General features: G+C 65.0%; 18 protein-coding genes and 1 tRNA gene. 4 read left to right on the top strand and 15 right to left on the bottom strand.

Annotated features, from left to right (window positions below):
* Positions 1-11 precede the first annotated feature (11 nt).
* Genes KM031_RS04310 through glmU form a run of 4 tightly spaced genes read right to left on the bottom strand, consistent with a single transcriptional unit; the run spans position 12 to position 4,447 of the window.
* The gene (locus tag KM031_RS04310) at positions 12-707 is read right to left on the bottom strand and encodes a DNA alkylation repair protein (protein WP_215503323.1); all 696 of its coding nucleotides are present in this window, start codon (positions 705-707) and stop codon (positions 12-14) included.
* Positions 704-1,264, bottom strand: coding sequence for a pyridoxamine 5'-phosphate oxidase family protein (locus tag KM031_RS04305; RefSeq protein WP_215503322.1), 561 nt, complete (start codon positions 1,262-1,264; stop codon positions 704-706). Before KM031_RS04305 ends, KM031_RS04310 begins: the two co-directional genes overlap by 4 nt.
* Positions 1,264-3,093 carry a glutamine--fructose-6-phosphate transaminase (isomerizing) gene (gene glmS, locus KM031_RS04300; protein ID WP_215503321.1) on the bottom strand — a complete coding sequence of 610 codons (1,830 nt, stop codon included), beginning with the start codon at positions 3,091-3,093 and terminating at the stop codon, positions 1,264-1,266. Before glmS ends, KM031_RS04305 begins: the two co-directional genes overlap by 1 nt.
* Before the next feature lies 1 nt (position 3,094).
* Positions 3,095-4,447, bottom strand: coding sequence for a bifunctional UDP-N-acetylglucosamine diphosphorylase/glucosamine-1-phosphate N-acetyltransferase GlmU (gene glmU / locus KM031_RS04295; RefSeq protein ID WP_215503320.1), 1,353 nt, complete (start codon positions 4,445-4,447; stop codon positions 3,095-3,097).
* Between the two features lie 96 nt (positions 4,448-4,543).
* Here glmU and KM031_RS04290 point away from each other — a divergent pair, with 96 nt between their 5' ends.
* Positions 4,544-5,206 carry an HAD-IA family hydrolase gene (locus KM031_RS04290; protein WP_215503319.1) on the top strand — a complete coding sequence of 221 codons (663 nt, stop codon included), beginning with the start codon at positions 4,544-4,546 and terminating at the stop codon, positions 5,204-5,206.
* Here KM031_RS04290 and KM031_RS04285 read toward each other — a convergent pair.
* Positions 5,199-5,549 carry a hypothetical protein gene (locus KM031_RS04285; protein ID WP_215503318.1) on the bottom strand — a complete coding sequence of 117 codons (351 nt, stop codon included), beginning with the start codon at positions 5,547-5,549 and terminating at the stop codon, positions 5,199-5,201. The genes KM031_RS04290 and KM031_RS04285 overlap by 8 nt on opposite strands.
* Positions 5,550-5,658: 109 nt before the next feature.
* On the opposite strand from KM031_RS04285, the gene KM031_RS04280 reads away from it, so the two are divergent.
* The gene (locus KM031_RS04280; protein WP_215503317.1) at positions 5,659-6,882 is read left to right on the top strand and encodes a DegT/DnrJ/EryC1/StrS family aminotransferase; all 1,224 of its coding nucleotides are present in this window, start codon (positions 5,659-5,661) and stop codon (positions 6,880-6,882) included.
* Between the two features lie 30 nt (positions 6,883-6,912).
* Here KM031_RS04280 and KM031_RS04275 read toward each other — a convergent pair whose 3' ends face one another.
* From KM031_RS04275 to fabA, 4 genes are all read right to left on the bottom strand, one after another.
* On the bottom strand, positions 6,913-7,998 hold the full coding sequence (locus tag KM031_RS04275) for a calcium-binding protein (protein ID WP_246566778.1): 1,086 nt from the start codon (positions 7,996-7,998) through the stop codon (positions 6,913-6,915).
* 253 nt (positions 7,999-8,251) lie between these two features.
* Positions 8,252-9,040 (bottom strand): enoyl-ACP reductase FabI, encoded by a 789-nt coding sequence (locus KM031_RS04270; RefSeq protein WP_215503316.1) that lies wholly within the window; start codon positions 9,038-9,040, stop codon positions 8,252-8,254.
* A 40-nt stretch (positions 9,041-9,080) separates the two neighbouring features.
* Complete coding sequence (fabB, locus tag KM031_RS04265; RefSeq protein ID WP_215503315.1) at positions 9,081-10,310, bottom strand: beta-ketoacyl-ACP synthase I; 1,230 nt, start codon at positions 10,308-10,310, stop codon at positions 9,081-9,083.
* Positions 10,311-10,332: 22 nt separating this feature from the next.
* The gene (fabA, locus tag KM031_RS04260) at positions 10,333-10,842 is read right to left on the bottom strand and encodes a bifunctional 3-hydroxydecanoyl-ACP dehydratase/trans-2-decenoyl-ACP isomerase (RefSeq protein ID WP_215503930.1); all 510 of its coding nucleotides are present in this window, start codon (positions 10,840-10,842) and stop codon (positions 10,333-10,335) included.
* A gap of 196 nt (positions 10,843-11,038) precedes the next feature.
* On the opposite strand from fabA, the gene irrA reads away from it, so the two are divergent.
* Positions 11,039-11,455, top strand: a complete 417-nt coding sequence (gene irrA / locus KM031_RS04255; protein ID WP_215503314.1) for an iron response transcriptional regulator IrrA — start codon at positions 11,039-11,041, stop codon at positions 11,453-11,455.
* A gap of 20 nt (positions 11,456-11,475) precedes the next feature.
* Here the strand turns inward: irrA and KM031_RS04250 are convergent, their stop codons facing one another.
* From KM031_RS04250 to KM031_RS04225, 6 genes are all read right to left on the bottom strand, one after another.
* Positions 11,476-12,204, bottom strand: coding sequence for a hypothetical protein (locus KM031_RS04250; protein WP_215503313.1), 729 nt, complete (start codon positions 12,202-12,204; stop codon positions 11,476-11,478).
* A gap of 183 nt (positions 12,205-12,387) precedes the next feature.
* Positions 12,388-12,462 (bottom strand) — tRNA-Glu (locus KM031_RS04245).
* Between the two features lie 66 nt (positions 12,463-12,528).
* Entirely contained in the window at positions 12,529-14,274 is a 1,746-nt protein-coding gene (gene recJ / locus KM031_RS04240; protein WP_215503312.1) for a single-stranded-DNA-specific exonuclease RecJ, read from the bottom strand.
* Positions 14,275-14,391: 117 nt separating this feature from the next.
* Positions 14,392-14,820 (bottom strand): VOC family protein, encoded by a 429-nt coding sequence (locus KM031_RS04235; RefSeq protein WP_215503311.1) that lies wholly within the window; start codon positions 14,818-14,820, stop codon positions 14,392-14,394.
* 66 nt (positions 14,821-14,886) lie between these two features.
* Complete coding sequence (locus tag KM031_RS04230; protein ID WP_215503310.1) at positions 14,887-16,281, bottom strand: hypothetical protein; 1,395 nt, start codon at positions 16,279-16,281, stop codon at positions 14,887-14,889.
* A 16-nt stretch (positions 16,282-16,297) separates the two neighbouring features.
* The gene (locus KM031_RS04225) at positions 16,298-17,239 is read right to left on the bottom strand and encodes a thymidylate synthase (protein ID WP_215503309.1); all 942 of its coding nucleotides are present in this window, start codon (positions 17,237-17,239) and stop codon (positions 16,298-16,300) included.
* A 192-nt stretch (positions 17,240-17,431) separates the two neighbouring features.
* On the opposite strand from KM031_RS04225, the gene thyX reads away from it, so the two are divergent.
* Complete coding sequence (thyX, locus tag KM031_RS04220; RefSeq protein ID WP_215503308.1) at positions 17,432-18,337, top strand: FAD-dependent thymidylate synthase; 906 nt, start codon at positions 17,432-17,434, stop codon at positions 18,335-18,337.
* Positions 18,338-18,355: the final 18 nt, after the last annotated feature.

The raw sequence follows: 18,355 nt of genomic DNA, 5'->3' as shown, positions 1-18,355 counted from the left end.
CGGCGGCACGGTCACGACGCGTCGGAGGCGGGCAGGTATTGCGCCGCTTCCTTGCGGGCAAAGGATTTCAGGTAAGGCCCATGTTCGGCCAGAAACTGCGCGGCGCGGGCGGCATCATGCTTTGACAGATCGCGCAGCCAGCTTGCGATGGCCTTCTGGATGAACCAGTCCCGATCGCCCACATAAGCGGCGGCCCAGCCCAAGGCGCGTTCGCGTGCCGCAAGCTCTGCCGGTTTCGGAAAGGCGAGCTTTGCGAAGGGCAGGGTGATGACCAGCGCGGCACGGCGCACCCACATATTCGGGGCGGTGATCCAGGCTTCGACCGCGTCCAGCCGCTCTGGGTCGGCCATCACGCGCTTCTGCCCCGCAATGGTGGCATGATCGGCAATGGCCCAGGCGTCAAAGTCCGGCACCCAGCCTTGAATCAGCTGCCAGGCGGCGCTGTCATCCGGGCGGATGCGGGCTTGCGTCAACAATTTGGCGGCGGCGATGCGGCCTTCATGGATATTGCTGACCCACAGGGCCTCGGCCAGCGCAAGGCGATCCTCAAGCGTCAGTTCCGCCCGCCAGGCTTTGGTCAGTGCGTCGATCTCGGGGTTTGCGGTGCCCAGATACCGACGTTCGGCCTTGTGATAGGCGGCCATTTCGGCGGCTTTTCCGGGCAGGGCGGCGGCTTCGATCTGGGCCAGAGCCTCGGTCGGGGTCATTCTGTCTCTCCGAGATTGGCGGCGATGCCGGTGGGCAGCCCGTCGATGGATTGGCGGTTCCGGTCCGACCAATAGTCGCGCAGCCCGTCAGGGCCCTTGCCTTCGGCCCAGTTGCGCAGCACCGGGCGTTCGGCGCTGAACTCCATGAAGGGCACGGCGTAGCCGCAAGAGGTCTGCACCAGATCGACCGTCAGATCGTAAATCTGCCGGGCACCCGGCAGATCGGGCAGCAGCGCCGCAAGCTCTGGCCAGTCGGCATCGGCAAGATGCAGCACGCGCGCCGTGCCATAGGCGCGCAGGATCAGCGGGCGCTGCGAGAAGCTGCACCACATCACCGTCATGCGCGCATCCTGCGCCAGATGCGCCGCCGTTTCATTGCCCGATCCGGTGACATTCAGCCAGATCAGCCGGTTGGGGCCGATCACGCGCAGGCTGTCCATGCCCTTGGGGCTGAGGTTGATGCGGGCATCGGGCGCGGCGGTGGCCACAAAATAGATCGGCTGGGCCGCGATGAAGCTGCGGTGATCGTCGCTGAAGGCGTCAAACTGTTTTGCCATCACTCCACCGTCACGGATTTGGCCAGATTGCGCGGCTGATCCACATCGGTGCCTTTGGCAATCGCGGTGTGATAGGCCAGCAGCTGCGCCGGGATCGCATAGAGGATCGGCGCAAACAGATCGGGCACCTGCGGCAGGGTCAGGGTTTTCCAGCAGCCCATGCCCGCCTCGGCCACCCCCGCCGCATCCGACATCAGCAGCACCTTGCCATGGCGGGCCATGACCTCCTGCATATTGGAGACGGTCTTTTCAAACAGATGGTCGCGCGGGGCCAGCACGATCACCGGCACGCGGGCGTCGATCAGCGCGATGGGGCCGTGTTTCAGCTCGCCCGAGGCATAGCCTTCAGCGTGGATATAGCTGATTTCCTTGAGCTTCAGCGCCCCTTCCAGGGCCAGTGGGAACATCGGGCCCCGGCCAAGGAACAGCACGTCCTGCGCCTCGGCCAGTTGCTCTGACAGTTTTTCGATGTCACCGGCAAGGCCAAGCGCGTGGTTCATCAGGCCGGGCAGCAGCCGGAACTGCGCCAGATGTGCGGCCAGCTCTGCCGGGGTGAGCCGCCCGCGATCCTGCGCGGCTTTCAGCGCCAACAGCGCCAGCACGGCCAATTGGCAGGTGAAGGCCTTGGTCGAGGCCACGCCGACCTCGATCCCGGCCAGGATCGGCAGCGCCAGATCGGATTCCCGCGCGATGGAGGAGGTGGGCACATTGACCACCGACAGCACCTTCGCCACCTTGTCCTTGGCATAGCGCAGGGCGGCCAGCGTATCGGCGGTTTCGCCCGACTGGCTGACAAACAGCGCCCAGGACCTGTCTGACAGCGGCGGTTCGCGGTAGCGGAACTCTGACGCGATGTCGATGTCGCAGGGCAGGCCCGCCAGTTGCTCGAACCAGTATTTCGCCACATGGCAGGCATAAGAGGCGGTGCCACAGGCCACCAGCGTCAGACGGTCGACGCCGGTGAAATCCACGCCTTCGGGCAGGCGCAGGGTCGGATGCGCGCCGCCGCTGTTTTCCACATAATGTTTCAGCGCATCGGCCAGAACCACCGGCTGTTCGGCAATTTCCTTGGCCATGAAATGTTTGTAGCCGCCCTTTTCGATGCGGGTCGCATCGACCTGGATCCGCTGCACGGCGCGGTTGGCCCGACGGTTGGCCACATCAAAGATCTCGGCCCCGGCGCGGGTGACAACGGCCCAGTCGCCCTCTTCGAGATAGGTGATGCGGTCGGTCATCGGGGCCAGCGCAATGGCATCCGAGCCCACGAACATCTCGCCGTCACCATGGCCGATGGCAAGCGGCGAGCCTTTGCGGGCACAGATCAGCAGATCATCCTCGCCCTCAAACAGGAAGCACAGCGCAAAGGCGCCATGCAGCCGCGGCAGCACGGTTTCGGCGGCATCCCGCGGCGATTTGCCTTGCGCCAGCTCGTGGCGCAGCAGAAGGGCCACCACTTCGGTATCGGTCTCGGATTCAAAGTGATAGCCAGCGCCGGTCAGTTCGGCCCGCAACTCGCGGAAGTTTTCGATGATGCCATTATGCACCACGGCCACACTGCCGGCGCGATGCGGATGGGCATTGGCCACCGTGGCCGCCCCATGCGTGGCCCAGCGGGTATGGCCGATCCCGGCACGTCCGGCCAGCGGTTCATGCACCAGAAGGTCGGACAGGTTCACCAGCTTGCCGATGGCGCGGCGGCGATCCAGCGCGCCGTCGTTCACCGTGGCGATGCCTGCGCTGTCATAGCCGCGATATTCCAGCCGTTTCAGCGCCTCAACCAAAAGCGGCGCGACCTGGTTGTTGCCCAGAACCCCAACAATACCGCACATTTTACGCGCCTTTCTGGCGTTTTGCCTTAATCTCTTTGTACATATCGAACAATTTCGGGGCGAGGCCGGGTTTGTTCACCTGTTTGGCCCGCCCCAGCGCCACCGCATCCCCCGGCACGTCCTGGGTGATGACCGAGCCAGAGCCGGTCATCGCGCCATCGCCAACCGAAACCGGCGCCACCAGCATCGTGTCCGATCCGATGAAGGCACGTTTGCCGATGCGGGTGCGGTGCTTGTTCACGCCGTCATAATTGCAGGTCACGGTACCCGCGCCGATATTGGTGAACTCGCCCACATCGGCATCGCCCAGATAGGTCAGATGGCCAACCTTCACGCCTTCATCCAGAATGGCATTCTTGATTTCGACGAAATTGCCGACATGCACATCCTCGGCCAGCTCGGCGCCGGGGCGCAGCCGGGCAAAGGGGCCGACGCTGGCGCCGCGCGACACATGACAGCCGGTCAGATGGCAGAAGGAAAGGATTTCCGCCTCGCTTTCAATGGTCACACCGGGGCCGAACACCACATTGGCTCCGATGATCGCATCGCGCCCGATATGGGTATCCAGCGCGAAAAACACGGTGTCCGGCGCGGTCAGCGTCACGCCGTTTTCCAACGCCTCGGCGCGGGCGCGGCTCTGGAAGGCGGCTTCCGCCTCGGCCAGTTGCGCGCGGGTGTTGATACCCATGGTTTCGGCCTCGGGGCAGGTGACGACACCGGCCGAGAGGCCGCGCGCGCGGGCCAGCTCCACAATATCGGTCAGGTAATATTCGCCCGCCGCATTGTCATTGCCAAGCGCCGCGACCAGATCGAACAGCGTGGCGCTGTCGGCGCAGATAACGCCAGAGTTACAAAGCGTTATCGCGCGTTCTTCATCTGTTGCATCCTTGTATTCCACGATGCGCTGCAAGGCGTCGCCCTCGGCAATCAGGCGGCCATAACGGCCCGGGTCACGCGCCTCGAAGCCCAGCACCACCACGGCGTGCCGCGCCCGCGCCAGTAGCATCGCCTCCAGCGTCTCGGCGCGGATGAAGGGCGTGTCGCCGTAAAGAACCACGGTATCGCCCGCCGCCCCCGCCAGCAGCGGGGCCGCCTGCGCCACGGCATGGCCGGTGCCCAGCTGTTCGGCCTGCACCACCACCTCGCAGTTGTCATCAAAGGCCAGTGCCGCCTTGCGCACCGCCTCGGCCCCATGGCCCGCCACCACCACCACCCGGTCGGGCGACAGGGCTTGCCCCGCCTGCATGGCGTGGTGCAGCATCGGGGCGGCTGCGATGTGATGCAGCACTTTGGGCCGTTCGGAGTTCATCCGCGTGCCCTGACCGGCGGCCAGAATGACGAGCGAGACAGGCATGGTGCCCCTTTCCTTCTTGTTGCGCCCGTTTTAACCGGGATCGGGCGGGGCGCAAGCCATGCGGCTTCACACATCCTTACGGCAGGTTTCATCAAGATGCGCACAGTTGTTTTTGATCTCGACGGCACGCTGGCCGATACTTCGGCTGATCTGATCGCGGCGGCGAATGCCTGCTTTCGCGGGCTGGGCCATGGCGATGTGCTGGATCCGGTGCAGGATGCGCTGATCGCCTTTCAGGGCGGGCGGGCGATGCTGACGGCGGGTCTGGCGCGGCTGGGGCAACAGGATCCGGAACTGGTCGCCGCGCAATATCCGGTTCTGCTGGCGGCCTATGCCGAGGGGATCGACACGCATACCCGGTTGTATCCCGGCGCGGCGGCGGCGGTGGAGGCGTTGCGCGCGGCGGGCTTTGCCACCGCCATCTGTACCAACAAACCCGAAGCGCTGGCTGAAATGCTGGTGCAGCGGCTGGGCATCCGCGGGCTGTTCGGCAGTCTGATCGGCGCCGATACCTTGCCGACCCGCAAGCCAGATCCGGCCCCCTATGTTGCGGCGGTGGAGCAGGCGGGGGGCGTGGTCAGGCGGTCCATGCTGATCGGTGATACCGAGACTGACCGCAAGACTGCCGCCGCCGTGGGCGTGCCCTGCGTGCTGGTCAGCTTTGGCCCCGAAGGGTCGGATGTGGCGCGTCTGGCCCCCGAGGCGCTGCTGCACCGGTTTGCCGATCTGCCGGGCCTTGCCGCGCAGATGCTCAGTTGAGGAAATTGCGCTGACACCAGGCCGCGTTGCGGTCAAATTCCTCCATCAGTGCCACGGTGTCGCGGTTCTGGCCGATCCGCGCCGCCCGCTGGGCCAAAGCCCGCGCGCGATCCCGTTCGCTGCCCGGCAACTGCGACAGGATCATCAGCGCCGCCGTGCGCGCCTGCATCAGGCTTTCCGGCGGCAGCAAACCGCCGCGATCCAGCCGTTCCGACACGACCCAGAGCAGGCCCGCGCAATGCAGTTTCTGGGCATCGCGCCCAGTGATCACCAGATCGGCGCGGGCGCTGCCGGGGGCAAATGCCGCAAGCGCGGCGGCAAACAACAGGGCGGTCAGACGCATGGCAAAGCTCCGGCTGGGACATCCCTTGGTTGCATGTTGACCGGGCGGTGCCAAGGCCTTGTTGCGCCGCTGCGTTGACAGGCGCGCGCCTGCGCATCATGTATCCGGCATGGAACGATTTACCGGCAGCTTCACCCAGCAAGACCCGATCCCCGAGGCCGCGATTGCCGCAGCCCTGCGGGTGATGCAATCGGGGCGTTTGCATCGTTACAACACCGCAGCGGGCGAAGTCGCCGAGGCGGCGCTTCTGGAAGAGGAATTCGCCGCCCAGACCGGCGCGCGTTATTGCCTCGCCGTGGCCTCGGGCGGGTATGCGCTGGCCTGTGCCCTGCGCGCCTACGGCGTGGGGCCGGGCGACCGGGTGTTGACCAATGCCTTCACGCTGGCCCCGGTGCCCGGCGCGATTGCCAGCGTGGGGGCGGTGCCGGTGTTTGTCGGTGTCACCGAAGGGCTGGTGATCGACCTCGACGATCTGGCCGCCAAGGCCGGGCAGGCGCGGGTGCTGATGCTGAGCCATATGCGCGGCCATATCTGCGACATGGCGGCCCTGATGCGGCTGTGTGACGCGCGGGGCATCACGGTGATCGAGGATTGCGCGCATACTATGGGCGCGGCCTGGCAGGGCCGCCTGACCGGGCGCTGGGGCGCGATGGGCTGCTATTCGACGCAGACATACAAACACGCCAATTCCGGCGAGGGCGGTCTGCTGATTTCGGATGATGCGCAGGCGATGGCGCGGGCGATCCTGCTGTCGGGCAGCTACATGCTCTATGACCGGCACCGCGCCGCCCCGCCGCCCGAGGCCTTTGCCGATCTGCGGCTGGTCACGCCGAATATTTCGGGCCGGATGGACAATCTGCGCGCGGCGATCCTGCGCCCGCAACTGGCGGATCTGGCGACGCAATGCGCCCGCTGGAATGCGCGCTATCAGGTGGTGGATGACGGGCTGGCGCAGACCCCCGGCCTGACCCGGATTGCCCGCCCCGAGGCCGAAGGGTTCGTGGCCTCGTCCTATCAGTTCCTGCTGCTGGATTGGGCACCCGAGGCGATCCGCGCCGTGGTGGCGCGCTGTGCCGCGCGGGGGGTGGAGCTTAAATGGTTCGGCGCGCCCGATCCGGTCGCCTTCACCTCGCGTTATGAAAACTGGGCCTATGCCCCGTCAGAACCGATGCCCGCGAGTGACAGGGTGCTGCATGCCATTCTGGACATGCGGCTGCCGCTGACCTTCAGCCTTGACGATTGTGCGCAGATTGCCCGCATCATCCGCGCCGAAGTCTCGGCGGTGTTTCAGGGCGATCTGAGCGCCCCTGAGGGGCAGGCCCGCGCGGACTGACCGCCGCGCAGGCCAAGGGCCAAGACGGCCTCAGAACACCATGAAATCGTCGGCGCTCAGCGTCAGGCCCGGCTCGACGCGGGCGATCAGCACGCGGCTTGCGCCGCCAACCCCGTCAGCATCGTAGTAGATCTCGCCGCTGGAGCGGGCATAGATGATGCGGTGATCTTCGGTCTGGGCCGATTTGCCGATCACAAAGGCATCGGCATCCAGCCGCCCGGTGTCGTCAAAGCCGGTGAACACGGCGTCATCCAGCGCGATCCGGTCATTGCCCTGACCAAAATCGCGGATCGTATCGGCAGTGGTCTTGCCGGGGCGATCCTTGAACTGGAACACATCGTCGCCCGCGCCACCGATCAGGGTATCCTTGCCGGTGCCACCGCTGAGCGTATCCTTGCCGGCCCCGCCATCCAGACGATCCGCGCCGGAATCGCCGGTCAGCCGGTCATTGCCGCTGCCGCCCAGCAGCTGATCATTGCCCTTGCCGCCCGACAGCACATCCTGCCCGGTGCCGCCTTCCAGCGTATCGGTGCCGCCGAGGCCATTCAGCGTGTCATTGCCGCCAAAGCCGAACATCTTGTTCGACCCGCTGTCGCCGCTGCGGTTGTCGTTGCGGGCGGTGCCATTGATGATCGACGGCCCGATCCGCTCCAGCGTCAGGGTATAACCCAGCTGCGAAATGTTCGGGTTGAGGATCACATTGCCCGACACGCCCATCTGGAACGAAAAATACTGCGTGCCCGAGGCGCCGACCTCGAAAATATCGGAATAGAGCGAGCCCCGGATATAGGTATTGGGCGCGCCGATGGCGTTCATCAGCAGCTCGGTGTCGTCGCCATTGGGGTTCTGCGACCAGATGATCGCGTTGGAATAGAATTTTTCGGGATTCTCGGGGGTAAAGACCAGACGGTATTTCTCGCCTGCCGTCAGATTGGTGCGGAAGGTGTCATAGTCAGTGAAGGTGGAGCCGCCCACATGGGCAAAGCCCTGCGCCGTGCCGCCGATCTTGATGGTGCTGATCTGCGCGCCGGGAATGGTCAGCAGGTCGTCGATGTGGTCGTAGGTGCCGCTGTTGCCGCTGGTATCGCGCCGGGGGGTTTCGGTAATGATGCGCATCTTCGCTCCTCACAATATCACGGATGCCTCTCAGGGCCGGGGCGGCACCGTCGGGGCAGGGACGGGGGAAACCCTAAGAAGGCAAATCTGAGTTTCAAAGTAAGTAAATCCTTACCTGCCCGAGGTTTAGGCGGATTTTGACCGATTGGTTTATACCAGAGCGGCACAGGCGGGCCTGTCTAAACCATCGGTCTATATGACAAAGCCCCGGTGCGGGGCCGGGGCTTGTGCAGGGATCAGGCGTAAAGGGGCCTCAGAGGTTGTCGGCCTGCGGCATGCCCAGCACATGAAAGCCGCCATCGACGCGGACCACTTCGCCGGTGGTGAAGGCACCGTAATCCGAGCAGAGCCAGACCGCCGTGCCGCCGACAGCCTCAAGCGTCGCGTTGGAGCGCAGCGGTGCATTGGCCTCGGTGTGGCGATAGGTGGCGCGGGCACCACCGATGGCCGCACCGGCCAGCGTTTTCATCGGGCCGGGGGAAATCGCGTTCACGCGGATCTTCTGCGGCCCCAGATCATTCGCCAGATAGCGCGTGGCGCTTTCCAGTGCCGCCTTGGCCACGCCCATCACGTTGTAATTGGGGGTGACACGGTTGGACCCCTGGAAGGTCAGGGTGATCAGGCTGCCGCCATCGGGCATCATCTCTGCCGCGCGGCGGCTGACGTCAATGAAGCTGAAACACGAGATGTTCAGCGAATGGCTGAAATTGCCACGGCTGGTGTTGATGAACCGGCCGGTCAGCTCGTTCTTGTCGGAAAACGCGATGGCATGAACCAGAAAGTCGAGCGTGCCCCAGCGGTCTTTCAGCGCGGCAAAGCAGCCATCCAGACTGTCATCATTGGTCACATCGACATCGACGAGGAAATCGCTGCCGACCGAGGCGGCCAGCGGCTCCACCCGTTTGCCGAAGGCCTCGCCCTGATACGAGAAGGCAAGCTCTGCCCCTTCATCGGCCAGCGCCTTGGCAATGCCCCAGGCAATCGAGCGTTCATTGGCCACGCCCATCACGAGGCCGCGTTTGCCCTTCATCAGATCGGCCATACGGGCTCTCCTTGAAATGTCAGTGGAAGGCCGGGGCGGTTCAGCCCCGGTATTTGCTCATCACCAGTGTCGCATTGGTGCCACCGAAGCCGAAGCTGTTGGACAGCACCGAATCCATGCCGACATTCTCGCGGTAGGTGGTGGCGATTTCTTCGGGCTTCAGCTCCGGGTCCAGCGTGGTCACATTGGCCGAAGCGGTGATGAAATCACCCTGGAGCATCAGCAGCGAATAGATCGCCTCATGCACGCCGGTGGCACCCAGGCTGTGCCCGGTCAGCGATTTTGTCGACGAGATCGGCGGCACGCTGCCCTCGCCGAACACGCGGCGGATGGCTTTCACCTCGGTCACGTCGCCCGCGGGGGTCGAGGTGCCATGGGCGTTGATATAGCTGATCTTGCGATCTGCGGGCAGGGTGGAGACCGCCAGCCGCATCGACCGTTCGCCGCCCTCGCCCGAGGGGGCCACCATGTCATGCCCGTCCGAGGTCGCGCCATAGCCGGTGACTTCGGCATAGATCTTGGCCCCGCGCGCCAGCGCGTGATTCAGCTCTTCCAGAACCACCACACCGCCGCCGCCTGCAATCACGAACCCGTCGCGGGTGGCATCAAAGGCACGGCTCGCCGTGGCCGGTGCGTCATTGTATTTCGACGACATGGCCCCCATCGCGTCGAACAGGCAGGACAGAGTCCAGTCCAGTTCCTCGCCACCGCCGGCAAACACGATGTCCTGCTTGCCCATCTGGATCAGCTCGGTGCCATTGCCGATGCAATGGGCGCTGGTGGAGCAGGCAGAGGTGATCGAGTAGTTCACGCCCTTGATCTTGAACGGCGTGGCAAGGCAGGCCGAATTGGTCGAGGACATGCAGCGCGTCACCATGAACGGCCCCATGCGCTTGGGTGCGCCCTTTTCGATCACGGTCTGATGCGCGAGGAAGAAGTTGGAGGTCGATGGCCCGCCCGAGCCCATGATCAGGCCCGCGCGTTCGTTCGAGACTTCGGCCTCGGTCAGGCCCGCATCCGCGATGGCCTGCCGCATGGCGATGAAGTTATAGGCAGCCCCCGGCCCCATGAAGCGCAGATCGCGTTTGTCGATCTCGTCTTCCAGCTTGATCTGCGGCATGCCGTGAACCTGGCTGCGGAAGCCATGTTCGGCATATTCGGGCGAAAACACGATACCCGAGCGCCCGGCGCGCAGCGAGGCTTCGACTTCGGTTGCGGTATTGCCAATGGGGGAGACGATGCCGATCCCGGTGATGACGACGCGACGCATGGGCGTTCCTCCTAAATCCAGATCAGCTCGCGGAGAGCGCGACCTTCATGTCCTTGACCAGATAGATGACCTCGCCATCCGCCTCGACGCGGCCATCGGCCACGCCCATGGTCAGGCGGCGGGTCTGCACGGCTTTGGTGAAATCGACGGTATAGCGCAGCATCTTGCGATCGGGGCGCACCATGCCCGTCAGCTTGACTTCGCCCACACCGAGTGCGTAGCCGCGCCCCTGCCAGCCGCGCCAGCCCAGATTGAAGCCGGTCAGCTGCCACAGGCCATCAAGGCCAAGGCAGCCGGGCATGATCGGATTGCCCGGGAAGTGGCAGGAAAAGAACCACAGATCGGGCGTGATGTCGAATTCGGCCACCACATGGCCCTTGCCATGGGCGCCGCCATCTTCGGAAATTTCGGTGATGCGATCCATCATCAGCATCGGCGGCTCAGGAAGCTGCGCATTGCCGGGGCCGAACAGCTCGCCGCGCGCGCATTTCAGAAGGTCTTCCCGGTCGAAACTCGTCGGATATGCCGCCATCAGGCTTTCGCTCCCCCGCATCCATTTTGCTCCCTGTAACATCCCGGTCTTGGGCATGGCAAGGGCGGGCAAGGGGGCTGGCGGGGCCGCAGAAGGGAGGGCAAATACAATTGATTTGCGATTGCGTTTGAAACCGACAGGTCTGCACCCTATTATTGCAGGTCAGGGATCAGATCACGGGGATAAACGCAGGCCCATGGCTCAGACAGAAACAGAACGCGGCACGGAATGGCTGGCGCGGGGCGGATTGCGCCCGACGCGGCAACGTGTTGCGCTGGCAGCGCTGCTGGTCGGGGATGGCGAGAACCGCCATGTGACGGCGGAAAGCCTTTATGCCGCCTCTGTCAGCGGCGAAGAGAAAGTCAGCCTTGCCACCGTCTACAACACGCTGCGCGCCTTTTGCGAAGCGGGGCTGATGCAGGAAGTGGTGGTGGACGGGTCGAAAAGCTATTTCGACACCCGCATGGATGACCATCCGCATTTCTATTGGGAAGACAGCGCCAGCCTGACCGATGCGCCTGCCGAACAGCTGGAAATCTTGCGCCTGCCCGATGCGCCGGATGGGATGGAGATTGCCAAGGTAGATGTGGTGATCCGGCTGCGCCGCCGCTGAGGCGCTTTGGGTCGCCGGGCCTAAAGGCCCGGAATGCTGTTGAACACCGAACGCTGCCCGAAAGTGGTTCCGGCATTGCGGCCAAAGGTGAAATCCACCCCCACTTTGACATAGCCACCCGAGGTGTCATCGACGCCGATGCCGCCGCCCAGCGTGCCGATCTCGGCCACCAGCCGGGTGCTTTCCCCCACTGCATAGCCGCCGGTCAGGCCAAAGCGCGTCGCAGAGCGCCCGCCACCCACCGAGGCATGATCCAGCGCGGCACCCAGGCTGAACGGCCCGCCCGACAGCGGCATTTCCCCCGCAAGCCCCAGAAGGGTGGCGCTGCCTTCGGCAGAATCGATCCCGGCCACATAGGCCTCGACCTGCGCCGCACCGAGGTTGCGGCCATATTCCAGCCCGAGAAAATCGTCGCTGCCGCCATTCATCATGTCGACGCCATAAAACAGCCCCGCCGCCGAGTCCGCGCCGAAATGCAGGATGGCATGGGTGGTGATATTGACCGTCTTGTCATCCAGCGCATGCAGCCCGGCCAGACCCAGATCCGACTGCATCGAAAACCGCTCGCCCATCGGCAGTTCGATGGAGCCGACAGCGGCGGATTTTGCCATGCTTGTGTCATCGACAAAGGCCGAATGCGCCAGCGACAGCCGCCCGCCCAGAACCTCGGCCTGAGCGGGGCTAAGCGCCGCGCCACAGATCATCGAAACCACGGCGCAAAGCGCGCCCGCCGGGTGGGGGGTGAACATGACTGGCTCCTGATACATGACGGGCCGCGGCCCCTTACTGCTCTGCCGGGCCTTTGCGGCCCTTATGGCGGCAAAGTTAACAGAGCGCGGGCGGGCAGGTAAAGGGGGAAGCCTTGTGTGCAGGAAGCTGCAGGCGATCAAAGGCCTAGGCCTTTGAATTCACATCAGATCTACAGGGAGAACTGGCAGCCCGTAGGGGAGTCGAACCCCTCTTCCCAGGTTGAAAACCTGGTGTCCTAACCGATAGACGAACGGGCCGTGGTCAGTGCGGCGGTATCTAACGGGCAGGTATCTGATGCGCAAGAGGAAAAATGCACAAATCTTTCATGCGCGTGCCGCATCTTCCAGCCGCAGCTGTACCTTGGTGCGGCCGCCATAGGTGTTCAGCTCCAGCCTGCCCGCCAGATGGAAGCGCTGATGGCCCGGAGTCTCCAGCGCCGGGCCGAGTGGTCCGTCGAAGGCACCAAAGGCCACCGCCTCCAGCTTGGCCCCCATGCCGTCGCCAAAGCTGATCCGCAGATGGTTTTCGCCGATCCGCCGCCCCTGCGCAGCTTGATCGGCAAAGGCAAAGCGCGGCGCGGGCGAGGCGGCGCCGAAGGGGCCGGCCTCTTCCAGTTGCTCCACCAGCGCCAGCGTGGCCGCCGCTGGCGACAGCAGGCCATCCAGCCGCAGATCACCCGGCCCGCCAAGGCCCGCTCCCTGTTTGGCCAGCAATTCGCCCAGCCGGGCCATGGCCGCCTCCAGCTGATCTTCGGCCACGGTCAGGCCAGCGGCCATCTTGTGCCCGCCGCCTTTCAGCAGCAGCCCTTCTGCCGCCACCCGCTGCACCGCCGCGCCGAGATCCACACCGCTGACCGAGCGGGCAGAGCCTTTGCCGATGCCGCCCTCCAGCCCGATCACCACAGCCGGGCGATGGGTCGCCTCTTTCAGCCGCGCGGCGACAATGCCGACCACACCCGGATGCCAGCCTTCCCCGGCAGCCCAGACCAGCGGCCCGTCCAACCCGCGCGCTTCGGCCTGCGCAAGGGCTGCGGCGCGCACGGCGGCCTCGATGTCGCGGCGTTCGGTGTTCAGCTGGTCCAGCCGTTCCGCCAGGGCTGCCGCCTCCGCGGCATCCTCGGTGGCCAGCAGCCGCGCGCCCAGATCGGCCTGTCCGATCCGCCCGCCGGCATTGACGCGTGGCCCCAGCAGGAATCCCAGCGCATAGGGGGTGGGGGCGCTGTCCATGCGCGCCACATCGGCCAGCGCGCGCAGGCCGATCCGCTCGCGCCGCGCCATCACCTTCAGCCCCTGCCGCACGAAAGCGCGGTTGACCCCGAGCAGGGGAGCAACATCGGCCACGGTGGCCAGCGCCACGAGATCGAGCAGCGCCATCAGATCCGGCCCGGCCACGCCCTCGGCCCGCAGGCGGCGGTTGGCCTCGACCAGCATCAGAAACACCACCGATGCGGCACAGAGATGCGCCAGAGATCCATCCTCGTCCTGCCGGTTCGGGTTCACCACCGCCAGCGCGTCAGGCAGGGTTTCGCCGCCCAGATGGTGATCCAGCACCACCACATCAGCGCCCTTTGCGGCGGCGATCGGCTCATGGCTCAGGGTGCCGCAATCGACGCAGATAATCAGGTCATGCGCTGCGGCCAGCGCCTGCATGGCGGGCACATTGGGGCCATAGCCCTCGTCGATGCGGTCGGGGATATAGAGCGTGGCCTGCCGCCCCATCGCGCGCAGCCAGATCAGCAGCAGGGCCGCCGAGGCGCCGCCATCCACGTCGTAATCGGCAAAGACCGCGATACGTTCGCGGCGTTTGACCGCCGCCAGAAACCTGTCAGCCGCCGGACCCATGTCGCGCAGCCCCATCGGATCGGGCAGCAGATCGCGCAGCGCGGGCGCGAGATAGGCCTGCGCCTCGGCCGGGGCGACGCCGCGCTTGACCAGCGTATGACACAGCGCCAGCGGCAGGCGCGTCATCTGCGCCATCGCCTCGGACAGGCGTTCTGCTTCGAGGCCCGGCCCCACCCAGCGCCGCCCGGTCAGCGAGGCCTCGACATTCAGGAAAGCTCTTTCAATCATTCCTTCGGGATGCCGCAGCCTGCGCGCAGACGCAAGCACACGATCCATGTGCGGGGGATGAAATGCGCCATTCGGCAGCGCGGGCCAGAGGACGGGGCTCGCCTCCGGCCCATCGGCTTACCAATGGCCGGTATTGGGCATCGAGGCCCAGGGCTCTGCCGGGGGCAGGGCCTCGCCTGCCTGCAACAACTCCACCGACACATTGTCGGGGCTGCGCACAAAGGCCATGTGGCCATCGCGCGGTGGGCGGTTGATCACCACGCCTTGTGCCTGCAAGGCGGCGCAGGTGGCGTAGATGTCATCCACCGCATAGGCCAGATGGCCGAAATGGCGGCTGTCGCTGGGCAGGCCGCTGTCGCCATCCCAGTTCCATGTCAGCTCCACCGGGCACTCAGGCTGGCCGGGCGGGGCCATGAACACCAGCGAGAACCGGCCCTTTTCACTGTCATGGCGCCGGGTCTCTTCCAGCCCGAGCAGGCGGTAGAAGGCCATGGATTTTTCAAGATCCAGCACGCGGACCATGGTGTGAAGATAACGGATCGTCATTGCAGTCTCCTTCGCGGTTCCCTCCAACATAGGCAGTGGTGGGGGAAAGGCGAGGGGGGCTGCGGCTCAGAACAGGGATTTCAGGCCAAAGACGATGCCGACCTGCGTGCTGTCAAAGGCCGAGATATTCGAATCCGTCCGGCTGGCGCGCACCGTCATCTGCGGCGCGAAACCGGCCCAACTGACCTCTGGCATCATCAGGTTGACCTCTCCGAACAAGGTCTGGTCGCGTCGCCCGCCGGGGGGCTGTATCAGGCCGACCATGTAATCCTCGTAATGGGCGAGACTGCCGCCCAGACTGCCGCTCAGCCGGAACGGCCCGACCGGCGCGCCGAGGGCATAGCTGGCGCGCAACATGCCGCCGCTGCGCCGTTGCTGGCCATTCACGCTGTCCACCTTGTAGGCCGAGGCGGAGGCCCCGATGCGATCCCCGTTGGCCCGCAGATGGCTGGCCGACAGATTGATCTGCGGCATCCGCTGCGTGCGGCCCCGCGCGATGGTTTCCTCCTCCATGTCCCAGCCCATGCCGAAGCTGAGTTCGGTGGCATCGCTGACCGGCAGGCTGTGGCGCAGGCCGATCCGCGTCGTGCGGGTGCCGCTGTCGCCATCCTCGCCCAGACCAAAGCCCAGATCGACATCAAGCGTGCCGGGCAATCCTGCGGGGCGCATTGCATGAGACAGGCCCAGATCCAGCGCGTTTGACGCCAGATCACTGCCGGACAGGGTGACGGCCTGCCGCTCTGCCGCATCGCTCAGCTTGACCCGTTTCAGATACAGCCCGGCGGTCAGCCGCGTTTCCGATTGCGCGCTTTGCCGGAGCCGATAGCTCAGATCGGCATTGGCGACGGCGACAAAGCCCGACAGCGCCTGCAGATCGCCGTCCAGCGTGCCAAAACCCGGCACGCCATCAATTTCGTTGAACGGGCTGTCTGCGCCACCGTTGACGTTGTTCGAGGGGCTGGCTGAAAAGCGCAGGGTCGCCGTCCACGGGCTGATCTGGCGCAGTTGGGCCAAGGCGCGCTGGCCGCTCTGCCGGTCTTCGGGGGTGGTTGCGGCCTCGGTCGCCTGCCGCAACCAATAGCGCAGCGCCACGCCGCGTTCCTGCCGGGCCGCGATATTGGCAGCCACCAGAGCGGCATTGCGCCGTTGCAGATCGCTGCGCGCCGCGCCATAGGCCCGGCGTGCCGCCTGTTGCGCGGTGCCAAGATCGCCCTCTGCCAGCGCCATCAGCGCCGTCAGATGATGGGCCAGCGGATCCTGCGCATCGGCGGCGAGCAGGCGCGTGGTCAGCGCCTGTGCCGTTTCCAGATCGCCGTGCTGCCAGGCCAGAACCGCCGCCGCACGGGCCTGATCCACCGGGATCGCAACGCCCTGTTCGGCGCGCAGCGGCGTATACAGGCACAAGGCGACGGCGAGGCTGAACAGCCCCGCCCGCCAGCCGCCGCTCAGGCGATGCCGCATCGCGCCACCGCCTGCGTCAGTTCGGTGCCACGCCATCGCAGATCTTGGCATCACCCGGTTTGCCGCATTGCGTCAGCACAAAGACGCCATGCTCTTCTTCAAGATCGACGTTGTCATCAAAGCTGTCGAGATGGACAAGACCCGCAACCGCCGCCGAATCCTTGCCGCCGAAGATGCCGCCATAGCTGCCGCTGACCGTGGTGGTATCCTCGTTGCGGATATCCTCGGATACGTTTCCGGCAAAGGTGCCGTCCTCGGCAATGCTGGTGGGCACAAGGATCACGTCGTCCAGCGACATCTTGTGATCGACCAGAACCCGGTTGTAGATCACCCCGTTCACCAGATTGTCGGCGAAGTTCACGTTGAGGAAGGCATCGCCCTTCACCCGGCTGGGCTGGCTTGGCAGCAGGACCGGATCGGTGCCGTCGGGCACGGGAAGAATGTCCGGGTTGCCGGGCGCGTCGATGTTCGTCACACCACCATACCGTCCGGCATAGGTCACCTGGCCTGCGCCCGGCCCCTTGCCGATGGTCGGGCGGTCAAACTTGCCGTCCCGCTCGTAATGGCCGCCACCAAATGCAACGGTGAACTGCCCGCCATCCGCCGCCGTCACCGCGCGCACCGAGCCATCCTTGCTTTCGGCGGCCAGGGCCACGAACATCCGGTCCAGCGGATCTTCCTGCGCCTTGAAGGCCTTGTAGCCGGGCACATCCAGTTTCTTATAGCGCTGATAGGTGGCCAGAACCGGCGTGGTGTCGATCCCCGACAGGGCGAGCTGCAACACCTCTTTGTCGGCGTCATAGGCCGCGCCCTTGACATTGACCGCGAGATTTTCCGGCACGGTGATCGTTTCACCCTCGCCACCGCCGCCGCCACCATCCCCCTCGCCTTCGACAAAGGGGTTGCCGCTGCATGCCGCAAGCAGCAGCGCTGCCGTCATTGCCAACCTGAAATCCATGAGACTGCCCGCAATTTTGCTTTTTTGTTGCGGGCAAGTGTCCGCGCTCTGGCCCCACAAGTCAACGGATTGCCGGTTAATCTGCGGCTGCGTGGCCCCGATGCCGCGCCCCGCCGGGCATCGCCCTGCATCTCGCAGGTGCATGGGCGCGCGCCGCAAGATATAGTCGCCCCGACTCATAAGGATGACGCCATGCCGCTTACCCCCGACCAGAAAGCCGAGATCGAAGCCCTGCGGGCCACCCCGCGCCCGACGCTGCGCGCCGTGTCCGAAGGCATGGAGGCACATCTCTATCGCGCGCATGAGGTGCTGGATCACGGCTTTATCCGGGTGATCGACTATATGGGCGATGATGCCGCCATCGTGCAGGCCGCCCGGGTCAGCTATGGTGCCGGCACCAAACATGTTCAGAACGATGAAGGCCTGATCCGCTATCTGATGCGCCATTGGCACTCGACCCCGTTCGAGATGTGCGAAATCAAGCTGCACGTAAAATTGCCGATCTTCGTGGCCCGCCAGTGGATCCGCCACCGCACCGCCAATGTGAACGAATACTCTGCGCGTTATTCGATCATGGACCGCGAATTCTATATTCCGCAGCCCGAACATCTGGCCGCGCAATCGACGGTGAACAATCAGGGGCGGGGGGCCGTTCTGGAAGGCGCCGAGGCCGCCCGCGTGCTGGAAATGCTGAAATCCGACGCCAGCCGCAGCTATGACAATTACGAAGCGATGCTGAGCCAGGATGGCCAGCAGGGCCTTGCCCGCGAATTGGCGCGGATGAACCTGCCCGCCAATATCTATACCCAATGGTATTGGAAGGTGGATCTGCACAACCTGTTCCACTTCCTGCGCCTGCGCGCCGACCCCCACGCCCAATACGAAATCCGCGTCTATGCCGAAGCTATCGCCAAGGTCGTGGCCGACTGGCTGCCCATCGCCTTTGGCGCCTTCGAGGATTACCGCATGGGCGGCGTGACGCTGAGCGCAAAGGCAATCGACGTGCTGAAGCGCCGTCTGGCCGGGGAAGTGGTGACGCAGGAGCAATCCGGCATGAGCAAGGGCGAATGGCGGGAGTTTGAAGGGATTTGGCGATAGTGCCATCGTATATTAACT

Source organism: Gemmobacter fulvus (assembly GCF_018798885.1).
In the GTDB taxonomy this organism is placed as follows: domain Bacteria; phylum Pseudomonadota; class Alphaproteobacteria; order Rhodobacterales; family Rhodobacteraceae; genus Gemmobacter; species Gemmobacter fulvus.
This window is presented reverse-complemented; position numbering and strand designations above follow the sequence as displayed.

Excerpts from the sequence above, each read along its gene's own strand:
- glmU (WP_215503320.1), bottom strand. The coding sequence starts at position 4,447 with ATGCCTGTCTCGCTCGTCATTCTGGCCGCCGGTCAGGGCACGCGGATG.
- irrA (WP_215503314.1), top strand. The coding sequence starts at position 11,039 with ATGGCTCAGACAGAAACAGAACGCGGCACGGAATGGCTGGCGCGGGGC.
- KM031_RS04290 (WP_215503319.1), top strand. The coding sequence starts at position 4,544 with ATGCGCACAGTTGTTTTTGATCTCGACGGCACGCTGGCCGATACTTCG.
- KM031_RS04275 (WP_246566778.1), bottom strand. The coding sequence starts at position 7,998 with ATGCGCATCATTACCGAAACCCCCCGGCGCGATACCAGCGGCAACAGC.
- thyX (WP_215503308.1), top strand. The coding sequence starts at position 17,432 with ATGCCGCTTACCCCCGACCAGAAAGCCGAGATCGAAGCCCTGCGGGCC.
- KM031_RS04230 (WP_215503310.1), bottom strand. The coding sequence starts at position 16,281 with ATGCGGCATCGCCTGAGCGGCGGCTGGCGGGCGGGGCTGTTCAGCCTC.
- KM031_RS04310 (WP_215503323.1), bottom strand. The coding sequence starts at position 707 with ATGACCCCGACCGAGGCTCTGGCCCAGATCGAAGCCGCCGCCCTGCCC.
- recJ (WP_215503312.1), bottom strand. The coding sequence starts at position 14,274 with ATGATTGAAAGAGCTTTCCTGAATGTCGAGGCCTCGCTGACCGGGCGG.
- KM031_RS04235 (WP_215503311.1), bottom strand. The coding sequence starts at position 14,820 with ATGACGATCCGTTATCTTCACACCATGGTCCGCGTGCTGGATCTTGAA.
- KM031_RS04305 (WP_215503322.1), bottom strand. The coding sequence starts at position 1,264 with ATGGCAAAACAGTTTGACGCCTTCAGCGACGATCACCGCAGCTTCATC.
- fabB (WP_215503315.1), bottom strand. The coding sequence starts at position 10,310 with ATGCGTCGCGTCGTCATCACCGGGATCGGCATCGTCTCCCCCATTGGC.
- KM031_RS04225 (WP_215503309.1), bottom strand. The coding sequence starts at position 17,239 with ATGGATTTCAGGTTGGCAATGACGGCAGCGCTGCTGCTTGCGGCATGC.
- fabA (WP_215503930.1), bottom strand. The coding sequence starts at position 10,842 with ATGGCGGCATATCCGACGAGTTTCGACCGGGAAGACCTTCTGAAATGC.
- KM031_RS04250 (WP_215503313.1), bottom strand. The coding sequence starts at position 12,204 with ATGTTCACCCCCCACCCGGCGGGCGCGCTTTGCGCCGTGGTTTCGATG.
- KM031_RS04285 (WP_215503318.1), bottom strand. The coding sequence starts at position 5,549 with ATGCGTCTGACCGCCCTGTTGTTTGCCGCCGCGCTTGCGGCATTTGCC.
- KM031_RS04270 (WP_215503316.1), bottom strand. The coding sequence starts at position 9,040 with ATGGCCGATCTGATGAAGGGCAAACGCGGCCTCGTGATGGGCGTGGCC.
- KM031_RS04280 (WP_215503317.1), top strand. The coding sequence starts at position 5,659 with ATGGAACGATTTACCGGCAGCTTCACCCAGCAAGACCCGATCCCCGAG.
- glmS (WP_215503321.1), bottom strand. The coding sequence starts at position 3,093 with ATGTGCGGTATTGTTGGGGTTCTGGGCAACAACCAGGTCGCGCCGCTT.